A 15,066-nucleotide genomic window follows, 5' to 3' on the forward strand; every position below is an offset into this window, starting at 1 on the left:
TCCGCCACCCACACCAGCGGCGACCACGAGAACGGGTTCTCAGCCCAGCTGCTCGGCCAGTCCGACGATGACGCCCTCCGGACCGCGCACGTAGCAGAGCAGATAGCTGTCCTCGAACCGGGCGATCTCGCCGACGAGTTCGGCGCCGTGAGGACGCAGGCGGGCAACGGTGTCCTTGATGTCGTCGACGGCGAACATGACGCGGTGCGTGCCCAGAACGTTGTGCGGCGGGTTGCGCGGCCCGGCGTCGATCACCGCGGGGCTGCGGTACTTGGCCAGCTCCAGCCGGCTGTGACCGTCCGGGGTCCGGAGCATCGCGATGGCGCAGCGGACGCCGTCGAGTCCGGTGCACTGGTCGGCGAAGAGGCCCTCGACCTCCCCCGTGCCCTCCAGCTCCATCCCGAGCTCCACGAAGAACGCGATGGCGGCGTCCAGGTCCTCGACGACGATGCCGACGTTGTCCATCCGCTGAATCGCCATGCTGGTCTCTCCTTCCTCGTGCGGCCGGTGGTGGCCGCGGATGTCCCTGGGACGGAGCCGGTGGCCCGTTCTCGACATCCGCATGCCCCCGGACTCCGAAGGAATCCGGATCCTCGGAGGAAGTCCGGATCGCGCCTCGACACCGCTGCCGCAACCCGCGGGCCGGGCGCCGTCACCGCGGCCCGGGCGGCGGCAGGGCTCAGGGGCGCCGGTCGTTGCCGGCGGCCGCGATGGTCCGGAACTCCACGGCGACCGTGTGGGCGGCGGCGATGAACCTGTCCGGGTCCGTCGAGCAGTTCGGACGGCCGCCCTGGAGAACGTCCGGATCGGGCTGGACGCTGTGCACGGTGTACCGGGCCGGGGTGAGCGCCAGGGCCCGGCCTTCCTCCGGCGTGCTGGTGATCAGGGTGTTGCCGGGGACCAGGACCGGGCCGTCGTCGGGAACGCGATTCATGGCACCACTCTCCGCCCTCCGCGCTGCGCGCGCGGCCCGGGATTCGCGCCCCCTCGGCCGCGCGGGTGACGAGCCGGGCCGAGCGGCCGGGCCCCGGCGGCACCCGGCCGTACGCCCACCGGGGTGTCGCCCGCATCCGCGGGTCACCCGGCCCGGGTGACCCGCCCGGGACGGGGCGCGGTCGGGTTCCCGGGCCCGGGTGCCGCGTCAGGTGCCGGCCGGCTCAGCCCTCCCCGGGGCCGTCGGCGCCCTCCCCGTGCTGCGGGTCGCAGTCGATCAGGATCTCCAGGCAGTGCTCCTGCTCCACGTTCTGGGCGTGGTCGTCCGAGCGGTACCCGACCTCGTGGCGGCCGTCGCCGCTCACCGTGAACGGCCCGGTGTAGCGGGTCCATTCGCCGCCGTCGACCCGGTAGTCGGTCATCGCGACACCGCTGATGTCGTCGGTGGCGTCGAGGGTGACCAGGACGTCCGAGTGGTAGACGCCGTGCCGGTCGGGGTGCGGCCGGGTGCTCGCGGTGGTGACCGGCGGCAGGACGTCGAGCGGCAGCTCCATCTCGGCCTCCTCGGCGGTGATCTCGTTCTCCTCGGTCGGTGCCGGCACCCCGGCCGCGCCCGAGTGGGCGATCGAGCCGCCGCGCAGCTGGATGCTGCCCCAGTCGTCGTGGCCGTTCAGCGCGGTCTGCAGCCCGTCGTTGTTGGTGTCGAACGCGACGTTGTTCGGGGCGATCATGCCGTCACAGTTCCAGTCGACCTGGCCGGCGCCCGCCTGGACGGTGACGAAGCGGGAACCCTGCTTGGTGTTCGGGCACCAGTGCATGACGTCGTAGCCGGTGCTGCTGGCCGGGAACTGGCGCTCGTTCAGCGTCGGCTCGTTCAGCGAGCCCGCCGCCCGCGAGTAGTCCAGGACTCCGGTGGTGGTGCCGATCGACAGGCCGCCGAGCTGGTACGAGTAGTTCATCACGCTGAAGTACTGCGGCTGGTGGTTGGGCGTGTCCGCGTTGCCGGCGTGCTTCAGGCCCAGGTCGTGCCCCAGCTCGTGCATCAGCGTGCCGGCCTGCTGGTTGGTGTTGCCGACCCGGTTGTCGAAGCTCCCCAGGCTGACGATGAAGTCGCTGCCCGGCACCCCGGCGGCGATGCCGCTGTACGTGACGCCGGGCTGGAGGTTGTGCGCCGCGATCGCGTAGTGGAAGATCGAGCTCCGCCCGGTGCTGACGAAGCCGCCCTTGGCCGTCTTGATCTTGTTGAAGTCGTTCCACAGGTAGCGCCCGTTGGCGTCCACCGTGCCGAGGTTGGCGGCCTCGGTCTGCTTCTTCGCCTTGCTGAGCGCCCCCCAGGTGGTGTTCTTGGTGAAGTCGAGGAGGCTGTCCGGCCCGGCGTCGACGTGCAGGTTGATGCCGGTGCTGGGGCTGTGCCGGTTGAACGGGGAGTTCTTGAAGGCGTCGACGACCTTCCTGATCGCGTCGTTGGTGATCGCGTGACTGTGGGTGTCGTCGGCCATCCAGTCGACCTGGACGAAGATGTCCGGCTTGTTCACGTCGGCGCCCATCGCCTTGAGGTCGATGAACTGGTCGGGGCTGCCGTCGCCGGGCTTGATCGTGACGCCGTTGCGCTTCCAGTCGTCCGGAATCCCGTCGCAGGTGCTGGAGTTGCAGTCGACCGTGAAGGTGACGGGGTCGAAGCTGTTGGCGCCGCCGGTGTGACTCGCCAGATAGCCGGTGGGCGCGGTCTCGGTGAAGGTGTTCGGCTGGTCGAGCGGGGCCGGGACGTTCCAGCCGAAAGTGATCACGGTGCCCTGGCTCTCACCGCCCACCTGGTAGCTGACGGTCCCCGACGCGCCGTTGGATCCCTCGCACACGCCGACGTTGAACTGTCCGGTCCCGCCGAGGGCGCCGAGCCTGGCCGGCGGATTGGTGTAGGCACACCCGTCGGTGACTTGGAGCCCGCTCAAGGTCAGGTCGCGGTCGCTGCTGTTGACGAGGTTCACTCCGAGCAGGCCACCCGCCCGGCGCGCGGCCGCGGCGGGGGTGATGGCGGCGACGAGGGTGAGCAGGGTGAGGGCCAGCACGAACAGTGGCGCCAGGCCGCGATGCCGGTGGAGCCGCGGGGGCGCGGCGGCATCGAGAGAACGATTTGTGGTCATACGATAACGCTACGTGTCGACTCGCCGCGAACCTGTCATGACCCGTCGAACAGTCACCCCGTCGGCGGCGCGCCGTCGGATCAGCACAGCCGGAGCAGCACGGCCGGAGGCGAGCCGCCGCCGTAGGCACACCGCCGGAGCGGCGCCGACACCAGGAGGGCGGACCTGAGCGCCAGCGCCACCGTCGGGTCAGCCGGCGAACCGGGCGGCCGCCGGCAGCGGTTCGACCCCGACGACGCGGCGGATCCGGGTGGGCTCGATGAAGACCGTGACCCGCCGCTCGCCCGGGACCCGCCAGCCGTACCGCTCGACGCCGAGGTACTTGTGCGTGAGGCGGTCCATCTGCCGGTCGGCCTCGTCACCGGTCACGAACTCGACAGCCCGGCCGTGGATCTGGATCCGGTCGAAGGGATCGGCCGGATCGGCGTGCGAGAGGCACACGCGGGGGTCGTGGCGCAGGTTCCGCTCCTTGGTCCGACCGAGGGACGTGTTGAAGAGGACCCGGTCACCCTCGATGTCGATCCACATCGGCGTGACGTGCGGGGCGCCGTCCGCCCCGGTGGTCGCCACGAACCAGATCCGCGGTTCGCCCACGCGCGCCCGAATCTCCGCCGTCCATCCGCTCATCGGCCCTCTCCCGCTTCGGTCCTGTGGCGGGCCCGGCGTCTCCGCGTCCGGCCGCGCCCGTCCGACGTACCGTCAGGGTACTGAACCGGCGGGCACACTGTGGCCCGCGGCGCCCGCCGGAGGCCGGTGAGAAGGCCCGACCTCGAGGCCGGTGTTCACTTGCCCTGCCGCTGGTGGGCGGCCAGGACCCGTCGGGCGTGGGGCTCGTTCATGATCCGTGGCAGCCGTGGCAGCCGTGGTCATCGCCGACGGCCTGTTCGCCCGTCACGTCCGCCCACAGGTCCCGTGCGCGTGCTCCGATGTCTTCGTGGACTTGCCTGCTGATCTTCGGCCGGCACGAGAGATCCAGCGCAAGTCCGTCCGTGACGGTTCTCCGCTCGACGTTCTCCCGCGGAACTACCTCAACCACCGCGGAGACGCCCACGAGCGCCACGTCGAGCCGCTACGCCACGGCTCCGGCACTGTCGTTGACGGCGCACTGGACCCCGACATCCTGGCTCGTCAGGTCTGGTCGGCAACCGCCGAAGGGAAGCCCAACCACAACGCTTGACAATTCCTCAGGGGACTCCGGGGGTTGCGCGGCCCGTACGCCGATGACGAAGCCTGACGCCTTCACGATGGCAGGCATCGCCCGGGTCTCGCGCGCTGCTGCTGGGGCTGACCACGTCGAAGCAGGAGTTACGGTCTGCCCGAGGCATAGCGAACCGGTGACGTACCGACCGTTGCCGTGAAGTCGCGGGTGAAGTGGGCCTGATCGGCGTAGCCGAGGTCGACAGCGAGCGTTGCCCAGTCGATGTCCGTGCCCTGGTCGGCGCGCTCGGCGGCCTCATGCAGCCGGGCTCTGCGCAGAACCCACTTCGGAGCGGCACCGACATACTCGGCGAACAGACGCTGCAGCCGGCGCACAGTGATGCCGAACTCCTCGGCCACTTGGTCGACCCTTCGCAGATCGGGCGAGCCGGTGATGCGCTCAACCATTGCGGCGATCTGCTCCGCCACCGGATCGGGCGCGGGCATGCGAGTGAGCAGGAAGGAGTTCACACGGGAGGCGACGGCAGAGGGATCCCCGGTATCGCGCAGCACCTCGTCATTGAGTCGGTCCGTCCCGAGGCCGAAGACCTCGGTGGCCGGGACGGCCTGGTCGGCCAGGTCGGCCACCGGGCGGTCGATGAACGGGCGGAAACCTCCGGGGCGGAACTTGGCTCCGAGCACGTGCCCGGCCCCTTCCAGCCTGCGGATGAAGAGCGACCGACTGACTCCGTAGACGCGAGCCGACGGTGCCTCGAAGACGAGGTGGACGTTGGGGTGGACGAGCACTTTCTGCTCGTAGGCCGGCCGGCCGTGACGGTTCCAGCGCACCAGCCAGTAGAACTCGACGAAGCGCGCCAGTTCCGGGGCGGGATCGTGCCGGGTCAGGCTGATCACGGCTGCGGCCTGACCGGGATGGAGCACCCCGCGTCCGAGATCTGGGAAGGTCATGCCTGTCAGGCTAGCTGTCGCGTTTGTTCAAGACACGGTCGGGCAGTGGGCCGAGAATCGGCCCATGAACGGTTACACACTTCACCCTCTGATGGCTCACGCTGCGGCGGAGGCCGCGCGCATTGCCCGCGGTGTCCGAGCGGAGCAGCTGGGCGGGCCGACGCCCTGTGCCGATTTCGACACCAGGACTCTGGTCAACCACTGGGTGCTCTACACCTCCCATGGTCTTGAACGCCGGGCACGCCGGGAGCCACTGCCAGAGGACCTGGTAGCGCGCGACTTCACCGCTGACCTCGGCTGGGCCGGTGCCTACGCGGACCAGCTCGACCGCGCGGTGGCGGCCTGGTCGGATCCGGCCGTTTGGGAGGGCGAGGTGGATCTGGGCGGGATGACCATACCGGCAGCGTCGGTCGCCCAGATGGTGATCAAGGAGCTGGTGCTCCACGGCTGGGATGTCGCCCGGGCCACCGGCCAGCAGCTCGTCGTCGACGACGAGCTGGCTCGTCTGGTTCTCGGAGTGGTCGAGGAGCACGCCGAGACATACCGCCAGTACGGTGGCTTCGCCACTCCGGTGCCGGTGCCTGCCACCGCCTCGTCCCTTGATCGCGCCCTTGCGGCCTCCGGCCGCGACCCGAGATGGGGCCGGTCCGCGGCCTGATCTCTTCCGCCTGCGTACGGGCCAGGCCGGGTGCAGCCGCAGCGGCACGACCGCGAGGCGCTCACTGGAGTGAGTCACCAGGGGCCGAAAGCCTGGTGACCCAAGTGATCGTCTCTGGGGAGGGCCTGACGTAGCGGCGGACGTCCTCCGGCCTCTTGTGCCCGGACTTCGCCATCAGTGTCAACGGGCTCGCCCCGGCCGCGACCGTGCGCGGCCTGCTCTTCGACCGGGTGGCCGCGTCCGGTCCGGAGCGTGTCGACGCGGCCTTCGAACTGTTCGTCGAGACGCTCGACGCGCCGGTCGGGCCGAGCAGGCGGTTCGGTTGGGGCCGGCCGGATCCGTCTCGCGGGGCACCGGCTACGGGCACGGACCGTCCCCGGCCGCCCCCACCGGCCTCCTCACGCTCCCGACCGGTGCCCCCGGACCTCGCCGGCCCGTTGTCAGGCGGGTGTGCCGGCCGGGACGAGGCGGCCGGTCGCGCGGGCGGCGGCGAGGGACTTCAGCGGGGTGACCGCGCTGTCGGGGCGGGTGCGGTCGGCGGTCCGGTACCGGTCGAACCGGGCCCGCTCGGGGGTGATGTCCAGGACGCCGCAGCCGTTCCGCCGAAGGTGTCCTCGTCGAGGGCGAGTTCGGCCTCGCGTGGGCGGACGCCGCAGCCGTGCGATCACGTCCGCCGCCCGCGCCGCCGGCCCCGGGTGGGAGCCGGTGACCGTCGGCGCGGGCGATGGGGAAGAGGTGGTGAATGGAGGTGTCGATCAGGTCACTCCACGACTGCGCCGGCCGTCAGGGGCCTGCGGGTCGTGGATGCCGGAGGCGGTGCGGTCGGGGGTGTGGGCGATGTCAGCCCGTACCAGGGCGGGTCGATGTGCGCCGACCGTTCAGCTCGGCGCGGGTGTGCGCCGGTGATCCCCGATCAGCGCCGGCCGGTGGCCAGGATGACGAGGAACTGGCCGCCGCCCGCCTCGATGTCGGCGGTCACCGGCAGTTCCGGCGCCAGCCGGGAGAACCGGTCGACCAGCCAGTCGGCCGCCTCCTGGGCGTCCTGCCTGGTCGGACAACGGCCCACCATCTCACGGCCGCCCTTGCGCTCCAGCCTCGCGGCCACGGTGATCAGCGGAGCGGGTTCGACCACGTACAGGCGTTCCGGCCAGGCGATGACCACCTTGACCGCGCCCTTGCGGGTGTTGCACCCGCGGTGCGCGAGCCGCTCGGCGACCTTGGCCTTCCGGTCGGCGGTCCGACTGTCCACGCTCGGCCCCCGCGGATCGTTCACCGACTTGTCAGGGTCGACCGGCTCGTCGCAGACCCAGCACCGCCAGCCGTCACGCTCAGCCACATCATCAAGAAGACTCACCCGAGCAACCTAGCCTGCCCGGCCGCGACCTCGCACACCAGGTCAACAGACCGACCACGACGGCGGGACCATGCGGCGGTGCGGCAGGCCGGCGCGCCCGTCCGAGGGCTCGCTCCTCGGACGGGCCTTTCGGCCGTCAGGCGGAAGGCCTGGCCTCCGTGGCGGCCTCACGCGGCGCCTCAGCGGCAGCGGACACGGCAACGGCAGCCGAGGCCTGGTGCCAGGCCTCCTGGGCGGCCCTGGCCGCAGCCGGGTTGACGTCGGCGCGGCGAGCCTGCTGCATGGCGGTCAGCCGGTTGACCACAACGATCGCCGCGACCGCCGCGACCAGGCGCAGCGCCGACCCGGCGACCTCCACCCGGATGGAGCCGCGCAGGCTTTCGAGGTCGCCGACGCTCACCGGGTCCACCAGACGCGCCATGCTGCCGGCGACCCGGCCGACGATCAGCGACCCGATCCAGGTGGACCACCACAGGCCGAGCGCCATCTCGGACGTCCTGCGCCGCCGTCCCTCCGCGTCCAGCGGCGCGCTCGCCCGCCAGCAGTCCGCCATCAGCTGCCAGGGGAACCAGAGCAGCACGACCGGGGTGAACCAGGCACCGATGGTCCAGCCCCGCCCGAGACGGTGCCCGTGCGGAAGCAGCAGGTCGGCGTTCTGGCGGATGCGGTAGAGCCAGACGATGAACACCACGGCGGTGGCCAGCGCCAGGGGGAGGAACAGCCCGTTCACCAGGTTCGCCACGGATTCCACGGCGTCGAAGTCGTCGAGACCGACATCGCCCGACCCGTCCACCACCCGGCCCAGGAGCACGTCGGACCAGATATCGACCGCGACGACCACCGCGGCCGCCACGGCGTTCAACGCGAGCAGGGCGTAGACCGCCACGGCAAGGCCGTTCGCCGGACGCAGCGCCACCGCCCATCCCGGGGCCGCCTCCGCGCAGCCGAAGCAACGGCCGCTCTCGGTCCCTGGAGGACGCACCCCGCACGCCACACATGTCATCAGATCGTCAACTCCTGAGAAGGCCCGCGTGCTCGACCACGCACGCCGGCGCACCACCGCCCCGATCGGGACGGGCGCGCCGACTCCAGGGGCTCCACGGCGTCGACCGCCAACGAGATTTCCCAGCTCAGCGGCGGTATCGCCAGATAACCGAGAGACCGTCCGACAGACCGGTCCGACAGGCGCGGCCCAAGGGGCGGAGTCCGCCAGGTCCACACACAGCGGCCCTGGACGCTCTGTCCGTGCACCCGGACACACGGCCGGCATGCGGAAGACCTCGACGGGAGCTACGCCCCGAGCCGAGGTCAGCGACCGTCCGAGCACCCATGGCAGGGTGAGCGGATGACGACGAACCGCGCCCACTCCTCCGATCTGCGACCCACCGGCCTCGAACCGTGGTCGGACAGCGCCCTGGCCCACAGCGAACTCCTCGCGGCGAAAGCGCTCGTCTACGACCCCTGCGGGTTCACCTGCTCGCAGCCGGTTCCCGAAGCCGAGAGTGCCGCCTACGCCGCCCACGCATTCACCCTCGACGGCCTCGCCATCCGGTTCCGCGCGGCCAAGACGACCCCCACCAAGGTCGGGCAATTCGTGACCGTGTGGAAGAGGTCCCCGGGCGGCCCCATCCAGCCCTTCGACACCACGGACCCCATCGACCTGTTCGTCATCAGCACCCGCGACCACCACCACTTCGGCCAGTTCGTCCTTCCCATGGACACGCTCCGCCGGCACGGTGTCGTATCGACGAACGGTGCCGGTGGGAAACGAGCCTTCCGCGTCTACCCGCCCTGGGTGACCACCACCAACCGCCAGGCCGGCAGCGCGCAGGCCTGGCAGCTGGACTACTTCCTGCACTTGGACCAGGACGGGCCCGTCGACTCCGCCCGCGCCCATGAGCTCTACCACCCGTAGGACGGCGCCGGCACCACCTTGAGGACCCTCACGTGCCGCGCCGGGGGGCGACCGGCCCGGCGGTGGGGAGGCGGCGACCGCAGCGGTCGCGGCCGACGGGTCACCCCGGACCGGCCCGGCCCCGGCCACGCGAGACAGCTCGCCGACGCCTGCGCCCTACACCTGGGCCGAGCAACTCACCGCCGAACCCGGCAACGCCGTCCTGCTCACCCGCGGGGGGACGGGCACACGGCCTACGCCCGGAGCAGCTGCGTCCGAACCGCGGTTGCCGCCTTCCTGACGACGGGCACGGCACCGGCCGCAGGGCTCGCCGTCAGAGCGACTGACGACCGGCGCGCGGCCCCGGGGACGCCGCAGTTCTGCGGGACCTCGCCGCCGAGGCGCCAGGCCGCCAGGCCGCAGTCGAAATGACCGTGGTCAGGGGATGGTGGCGAGTTCTGCCGGAGGACGAGCGGCGACGGTGGACGGTGGATCCGTTCGCGACTGTGGGATCGTCACGCTTCACGTTGAGCACCGACACCCCTCGTCGGCGGCCGGGTCACGTGGGGCCAGGCCGCGTCTACCGGAAATCCTTCGGCGCCATCTCCTGAGGGGAGGTCATTTCTGGCATCTTTGACCGCAAGATTTCCTGCCACTCGTCGGGCAGTGCGCGGGCAGGCAGGCCCACGGGCTCGACAGCGTCCCGACGCCGGCGGCGGCGGGCTCTGCGGCACGGTCGAACGGCGAAGGGGGCCGGTGTCCAGCTGCCCGGAACGATCGCCGTACCGCGAAGCCGACCAGCGAACCGGTCTGACGGGTTCGGCCGCGGTGGACCAGTTCTTCGCCCCCCCGCGCCCTTCTCATGTGCGAGGTGGCAGCACCTCGATGATCTCGGCGATGCCGGCGACAGGTCGGGCCTCGTGCATGAGGATCACGTCGCCGGGCTTCAGATGCCGCCACTGTCCGGGCTGCAGGGGAGCCAGCCGCACGTCGGCCGTCTCCCCGGGACCGAGCCGCGGTTCGAACTCCACCCACAGCCTCGCGATACTCAGCTCTCGTTCTCCGGCGGCGGTGCGATGGCCGATGTCCCACATCGGCCTGAGCCGGCCGTCCCCGGAGAAGGCCGTTCGACGTCCGCCCTCCTCCTCGTCCATCAGGCTCAACGTCGCCCGGACAGTGCCGTGCTGGACTTCCCAGCCCCGCCACTCGCACCAACGGCGGCTGCGGTCGAGCATCATCTGCCGAGCGGCTTCGGCCAGCAGCTCCCAGAAGTCCACGGACACGGGGTGGACGTCCCCGATCTCTTCGAGAACGCCGAGCACCATCTCCCACTCCTGGCGCCTGACGTCCTCGCGAACATCGCTGACCGTCTGCCCGTTCTCCGCGACGGCGTCCTCGGGCAGGAGGTCGACGGCCTGCCGAAGGAGTGTGAACGCGTCATCCATGTGCCGCATTGTCCTCCGCCCCGGACGCCCGCCGGTCAGGGCCCCGGCAGTTCCCGGTGACGTGACACGCCCGGATACGGCGTCACCAGCCTGACCTCACCGGTGGGTGTCGCTCGGCGGCCGGGGGTCGAGCGCCATGCGGGTGATCGTCCCACCGGCCGACAACCGTGCCGCCCGAGCGGCCGGCCGTGGTCCGGAGAAGTCGTGACGATCACCACGACTCCACCGTCCGGCACCTCCCGTGCCCCGCGACGGGCGCCCGCCGGCCGTTCGAGCAGGTCGAGCGGCTTCTCCCCAAGGGGCGTTCCGCCCCTGCCCCGGAGGCTCCCCCGGACCCATGGACCCGGGGGCGGCCGTGCCCGGAGGCGTCGCCGGTCGTTGTCGAAGCTGTCGACCCGTTCCCCACGAAGGCAGGCGGACACCCGTGACCGACATCGACTGGGACCACCCCAAGGACCCCGCGCCGGGCACCTGGCAGCTGGACCACGTCAAGCAGTACGTGAGCTCGCACGGCACCGAGGGGCAGCACTGGAACGGCACCCAGACCCTCCTGCTGACCACCGTCGGCCGGGTCTCCGGGCAGGCTGTGCGCACCCCGCTCATCTACGGCGAGGACGGCGGCCGCTACCTCGTCGTCGCCTCCAAGGGCGGGGCCGACGAGCCGCCCCTGTGGTACCGGAACCTGTCGGCCGACCCGCGGGTCCGTGTCCAGGTCGGCCCGACGATCGTCCAGGGCACCGCGCGCACCGCCACCGCCGCGGAGCGGGCCGCCTTCTGGCCGATCATGGTGGGCCACTGGCCCGCGTACGACGAGTACCAGGCCAAGACCGACCGCGAGATCCCGATCGTGGTCATCGACCCCGCCTGACCGGCCCGCGCAGCACACGCGGGCGGTGCGGGGCAGGGCCGACCGGCAGCGGCCGGCCCTGCCCCGTGAGCTCTGCCACAGGAGCCGTGCCCCGTGAGCCGTGCCGAGTGAGCTGTGGCGACGCACCCTTCGAACCGCCGGTCGAGGACTGTGCCCGTCCGACCGATCCGGTACCCCGGCCGCAGCGAATACCGGGTGGAAGCGCATGACGGTGACCGGCCCGCCGAGGCCGCCACCTCCGGTTCCCGGCCACCAGGTCGATGGCGGACCGTATTCGCTGCCGCGCGGACACCCCGTTGGGCGACCGGCAGGAGCAGGGCGTAGGTGACGGTGTTGCGCTGTCCGGGCTTCGAGTCGGGGCTGCGGCCGGAGTCGGCCGAGGCCGCTGCCGCGCCGAGCGGCAAAGATCAGGGCGGCGACGGCCGCGGGGATCAGGAGCTTCCTCATCGGAGGGCGCCCTTCCGTGGACAACCGCGTCCAGGGCATCGGCACCGCGATCGTCACCCTGCACGGCCACGAAGCGAAGATCACCATCCACGTACGGGCCTGCTCAACCACGCGCCGCAACCCATGCACATCCATGTCAAGGGCTCCGGCGAATGCCCCACCGCCGACGACTCGCGGCTCCACAACGGCCGCCTGGCCACCTCCACCACCGACGGCCTGCGCGCCCACGGCGCCATCGGCACCTCGCTGACCACAGACGGCGGCACCAGCCCCGCCGGCGCACTGGCCGTCGACCGCTTTCCGGCCGGCGGCACCTCCACCTCCTCCCGCACCATCGCCGTCACCGACGACGTCGCCCGGCAGGTACGCGACGACAACGCCGTCGTGGTGATCCACGGCATCGACTACAACGAGAACGGCGAGTACGACAGCGTCCTGGACGCCGGCGAACTCAACCCCGTGCTCCCCCAGGAAGCCACCGCCCCCGCCCTCTGCGGCCCCCTGCGCTGCCCCCTCCCCGCCCTCGCCCGGCCCGCGGTGCGCTGCACGCCCACCGCGGGCCGAACCGGGCGCGACGTCCGCACCGGCCCCGGGCCGGCACCACCCTCGCCCGGGTGACGGCCGACGGATCGGTACTGTGGCCGGACACCCCGTCGAGAGGCACCCTCCCCATGGCCAAGAACGCCGCCGAACCACGTGCCGCGGCCCGCAAGCCCCTGCTGAAGCTGACCGGCGTCAGCCGCTCGTACGACGAGCGGGAGGTCCTGCACCCCGTGAGCCTGTCGCTGGCCGCCGGGGAGTGCGTGGCGCTGCTCGGACACAACGGATCGGGCAAGTCGACCCTGCTCAGGGTCGCGGCCGGGCGCGACGCCCCCAGCAAGGGCACCGTGGTCTTCGACGGCATCCCGATGGACGAGAACGACCCCCGGGTCCGGGCCCGGGTGGCGGTGGTCGGGGACACCGTCGCCTGCTACCCCGACCTGACCGTCCGCGAGCACCTGCTCCTGGTCGCGGTCGCGCACGGGGTCGCCGACGCGCCCGGCTGGGTCGCCCAGGTCCTGGCCGACCGGATGCTCACGGAACGCGCCGACGCGCTGCCCTCGGCCCTCTCCTCCGGACAGATGCAGGCCCTGCTGCTGGCCTGCGCGCTGGTGCGCCCGCGCGATCTGCTGCTGCTGGACGAGCCCGAGCAGCGGCTCGACCCGGACGCCCGCCGGCACCTCGCCGACCTGCTCAAGGCGGAGCTGGCCGACGGTGTCGCGGTGTTGCTGGTCACCCACCACACCGACCTCGCCCTGGACGTGGCCGACCGGGTGGTGGTGCTGGAGGACGGCAAGGTCCTGAAGCAGGGCGCGACCCACAAGATCCTTGCGGCGGATCTCGCCGCCCGCGCCGCCGCGGGTTCGGCAGGTGCCCGGTGACCACCGCCCACCCGAAGGCCGACCCCGCGCCCGCCCCCGACCCCGCCGTCGAGGCCTGGACGGACGACGACGACTGGACCGACGAGACACTCGCCCTGCTCCGCGCCCTGCGCGCCCCCCACCGGCGCGACCGCGCCAAGTCGGTCGGCTTCGCCGTCTACTGCGTGCTGCTCATCCTGGTCATCTGGGGCGGCGTGCCCAGCCTCGGCCTGTTCCTGCAGGCCTCCATGGGGGCCGACTACACCGGCCACGGCGGCGATCTGCTCGCCGCCATGCCCGCCGGCATCACCGCGATCGGGCTGCTCACCTTCGTCCTGCTGGTCCGGGACGGCCTGTGGCGCGGCCCGGTGGTACCGCCCCGGGCGGCGACCGACTGGCTGCTGGCCCACCCCGTCCGGCCCGGCCCGGTGCTCCGCCCGTGGTTCTGGCTCTCCTGCGCCGTGGCCGCCTTCCCCGGCCTGGTGGCGGCGGTCGGCGGCATGGTCGCGCTCGGGCTGACCGTCCGGGTCGGTCTGCCGGCCGCGCTCGGCTGGTGCCTGCTCGGCGGGCTCTGTGTGCCACTGCTGGCCACCTGCGCCGCGCTGATGGTGGAACGCGGCGACCGCGCGGCCCGCTGGGTGCGCCGGCTCACTCCGTACCTGACCCTGCTGATCATCGCGCTGGCCGGGCAGAGCGCGCTGGCCGTCGCCGGCCACCCGGTGCACGGGCTGGAGCTGGTCGAACTGTGGTCGGGGCCGTGGGGCTGGGCCGCGATCGCGGCCCTGGCACCGACCCCGGCCGCCGTGACGGGCGGCTGGGTGGCCGCCGCGCTGCTGCTGGTGTCGGCCGGTGCCGCGCTGGTCCTCGCCGACCGGGCCGCCGTGACGGTGCCACTGGCCCGGCTGCGGGAGCGGGCGAGGACGGCCGCCGGGGTGCTGGCCGCGCTCCGGACGGTCGAGCTGCGCAGCGCACGGCTGGCGGTGAACAGCGCCAACGGCAGCGCCCGGCAACGCCGGCTCCGGCTCCCGGCACCCCGGTGGGCCTGGCTGGTCGTGCCGTGGCGGGACACGCTCGCCCTGCTCCGCGCACCCTCCCGGCTGGGTCGGGCGGTGGTGCTGGCGGTACCCGCGCCGCTCTGCGCCGTCCTCGCGCACGGCGCCACCGGCGGGCTGTCCTGGCTGGCCACCGCCGTCGCACTGGTCTTCGGCTACCTGGCCGTCGCGCAGCTGCTGGAGCCGGCCCGGATCGAGACGGACGACGTCCGACGGGCCTCCTGGTCGCCGTATCCGTTCTCCGCGCTGATGCTGCGCCACGCGATCGTCCCGATGCTGGCCGGGCTCCTGCTGGGGCTGGCCTGCGCCGGAGCACTGCTGGCGGCGGGCACCGGACCGGCGGCCTGGCTCGCACCGGCCGCCGCGCCGGCCCTGGTCGCGGCCGGACTGGTGAACGCCTGCCGCGGGGTCCTGCGCAAGGACCTGATGCTGTCCCCGGCCCAGGGCGCGGGCGGCGGGACGGGCCCGCTGCTGTTCGCCGCCTGGTACGCGGCCGGGCCGGCCGTGGCCGTGGCGGCGCTGACGCCGATGTTCTCCTCGGCGCTGCGCGGCGGGACAGCCGTCCCGGTCGGCAAGGCCGCGCTGATGGCGGTGGTGGTCGCGGTCCTGCTCCTGCGCTGGGCGAAGGCCAGGGCGGCGAAGATGAGCAAGGCCCGCCCGGGGACGAGCGCTCCCTAGGGCGTGTATCTGGTTGTGATCAATTTGCAGGTTCCGCCCTCGCGGTGGGCCCTGGTCCGGTAGACCGTGTTGTGTGACGCGAGTGCAACT

Annotated in this window: 16 protein-coding genes; 8 read left to right on the plus strand and 8 right to left on the minus strand. The window is 72.4% G+C overall.

The annotated features are described in order from the left end of the window. Positions 1-39: 39 nt before the first annotated feature. The 4 genes from ACIQTO_RS35880 to ACIQTO_RS35895 all read right to left on the minus strand — a co-directional run bounded on the left by ACIQTO_RS35880 (position 40) and on the right by ACIQTO_RS35895 (position 3,701). Complete coding sequence (locus ACIQTO_RS35880; protein WP_402397339.1) at positions 40-480, minus strand: VOC family protein; 441 nt, start codon at positions 478-480, stop codon at positions 40-42. Positions 481-679: 199 nt separating this feature from the next. Continuing rightward, on the minus strand, positions 680-934 hold the full coding sequence (locus ACIQTO_RS35885; protein ID WP_402397342.1) for a hexameric tyrosine-coordinated heme protein: 255 nt from the start codon (positions 932-934) through the stop codon (positions 680-682). A 223-nt stretch (positions 935-1,157) separates the two neighbouring features. Next, on the minus strand, positions 1,158-3,074 hold the full coding sequence (locus ACIQTO_RS35890; protein ID WP_402397345.1) for an OmpL47-type beta-barrel domain-containing protein: 1,917 nt from the start codon (positions 3,072-3,074) through the stop codon (positions 1,158-1,160). A gap of 189 nt (positions 3,075-3,263) precedes the next feature. Then, positions 3,264-3,701 (minus strand): PPOX class F420-dependent oxidoreductase, encoded by a 438-nt coding sequence (locus ACIQTO_RS35895; protein ID WP_402397348.1) that lies wholly within the window; start codon positions 3,699-3,701, stop codon positions 3,264-3,266. Between the two features lie 226 nt (positions 3,702-3,927). Here ACIQTO_RS35895 and ACIQTO_RS35900 point away from each other — a divergent pair, with 226 nt between their 5' ends. Beyond that, positions 3,928-4,251, plus strand: coding sequence for a hypothetical protein (locus ACIQTO_RS35900; protein ID WP_402397351.1), 324 nt, complete (start codon positions 3,928-3,930; stop codon positions 4,249-4,251). A gap of 128 nt (positions 4,252-4,379) precedes the next feature. Here the strand turns inward: ACIQTO_RS35900 and ACIQTO_RS35905 are convergent, their stop codons facing one another. After that, a complete protein-coding gene (locus tag ACIQTO_RS35905) occupies positions 4,380-5,180 on the minus strand; it encodes a DUF6597 domain-containing transcriptional factor (RefSeq protein WP_402397354.1) in 801 nt (266 codons plus the stop codon). Positions 5,181-5,244: 64 nt separating this feature from the next. Here ACIQTO_RS35905 and ACIQTO_RS35910 point away from each other — a divergent pair, with 64 nt between their 5' ends. Continuing rightward, positions 5,245-5,838 carry a TIGR03086 family metal-binding protein gene (locus ACIQTO_RS35910; RefSeq protein WP_402397356.1) on the plus strand — a complete coding sequence of 198 codons (594 nt, stop codon included), beginning with the start codon at positions 5,245-5,247 and terminating at the stop codon, positions 5,836-5,838. A gap of 913 nt (positions 5,839-6,751) precedes the next feature. Here ACIQTO_RS35910 and ACIQTO_RS35915 read toward each other — a convergent pair. Both ACIQTO_RS35915 and ACIQTO_RS35920 read right to left on the minus strand, forming a co-directional pair. Next, complete coding sequence (locus ACIQTO_RS35915; RefSeq protein ID WP_402397358.1) at positions 6,752-7,192, minus strand: hypothetical protein; 441 nt, start codon at positions 7,190-7,192, stop codon at positions 6,752-6,754. Between the two features lie 136 nt (positions 7,193-7,328). After that, the gene (locus ACIQTO_RS35920) at positions 7,329-8,108 is read right to left on the minus strand and encodes a DUF4328 domain-containing protein (RefSeq protein WP_402397360.1); all 780 of its coding nucleotides are present in this window, start codon (positions 8,106-8,108) and stop codon (positions 7,329-7,331) included. A gap of 429 nt (positions 8,109-8,537) precedes the next feature. Here ACIQTO_RS35920 and ACIQTO_RS35925 point away from each other — a divergent pair, with 429 nt between their 5' ends. Continuing rightward, positions 8,538-9,107: a MepB family protein gene (locus tag ACIQTO_RS35925; RefSeq protein WP_402397363.1), complete on the plus strand. Its 570-nt coding sequence runs from the start codon at positions 8,538-8,540 to the stop codon at positions 9,105-9,107. 18 nt (positions 9,108-9,125) lie between these two features. Further along, positions 9,126-9,518 carry an alpha/beta hydrolase gene (locus ACIQTO_RS35930; RefSeq protein ID WP_402397366.1) on the plus strand — a complete coding sequence of 131 codons (393 nt, stop codon included), beginning with the start codon at positions 9,126-9,128 and terminating at the stop codon, positions 9,516-9,518. A 428-nt stretch (positions 9,519-9,946) separates the two neighbouring features. On the opposite strand, the gene ACIQTO_RS35935 is transcribed toward ACIQTO_RS35930, so the two are convergent. Next, positions 9,947-10,531 (minus strand): hypothetical protein, encoded by a 585-nt coding sequence (locus ACIQTO_RS35935; protein ID WP_402397369.1) that lies wholly within the window; start codon positions 10,529-10,531, stop codon positions 9,947-9,949. 424 nt (positions 10,532-10,955) lie between these two features. Here ACIQTO_RS35935 and ACIQTO_RS35940 point away from each other — a divergent pair, with 424 nt between their 5' ends. From ACIQTO_RS35940 to ACIQTO_RS35955, 4 genes are all read left to right on the plus strand, one after another. Continuing rightward, entirely contained in the window at positions 10,956-11,399 is a 444-nt protein-coding gene (locus ACIQTO_RS35940; RefSeq protein ID WP_402397372.1) for a nitroreductase family deazaflavin-dependent oxidoreductase, read from the plus strand. Positions 11,400-11,969: 570 nt separating this feature from the next. Beyond that, the gene (locus ACIQTO_RS35945) at positions 11,970-12,464 is read left to right on the plus strand and encodes a hypothetical protein (protein WP_402397374.1); all 495 of its coding nucleotides are present in this window, start codon (positions 11,970-11,972) and stop codon (positions 12,462-12,464) included. Positions 12,465-12,517: 53 nt separating this feature from the next. Next, positions 12,518-13,267, plus strand: coding sequence for an ABC transporter ATP-binding protein (locus ACIQTO_RS35950; protein ID WP_402397377.1), 750 nt, complete (start codon positions 12,518-12,520; stop codon positions 13,265-13,267). After that, complete coding sequence (locus ACIQTO_RS35955) at positions 13,264-14,976, plus strand: hypothetical protein (RefSeq protein WP_402397380.1); 1,713 nt, start codon at positions 13,264-13,266, stop codon at positions 14,974-14,976. Before ACIQTO_RS35950 ends, ACIQTO_RS35955 begins: the two co-directional genes overlap by 4 nt. Positions 14,977-15,066: the final 90 nt, after the last annotated feature.

Origin of the sequence: Kitasatospora sp. NPDC091207 (genome assembly GCF_044768625.1) — a bacterium.
Classification (GTDB): Bacteria; Actinomycetota; Actinomycetes; order Streptomycetales; family Streptomycetaceae; genus Kitasatospora.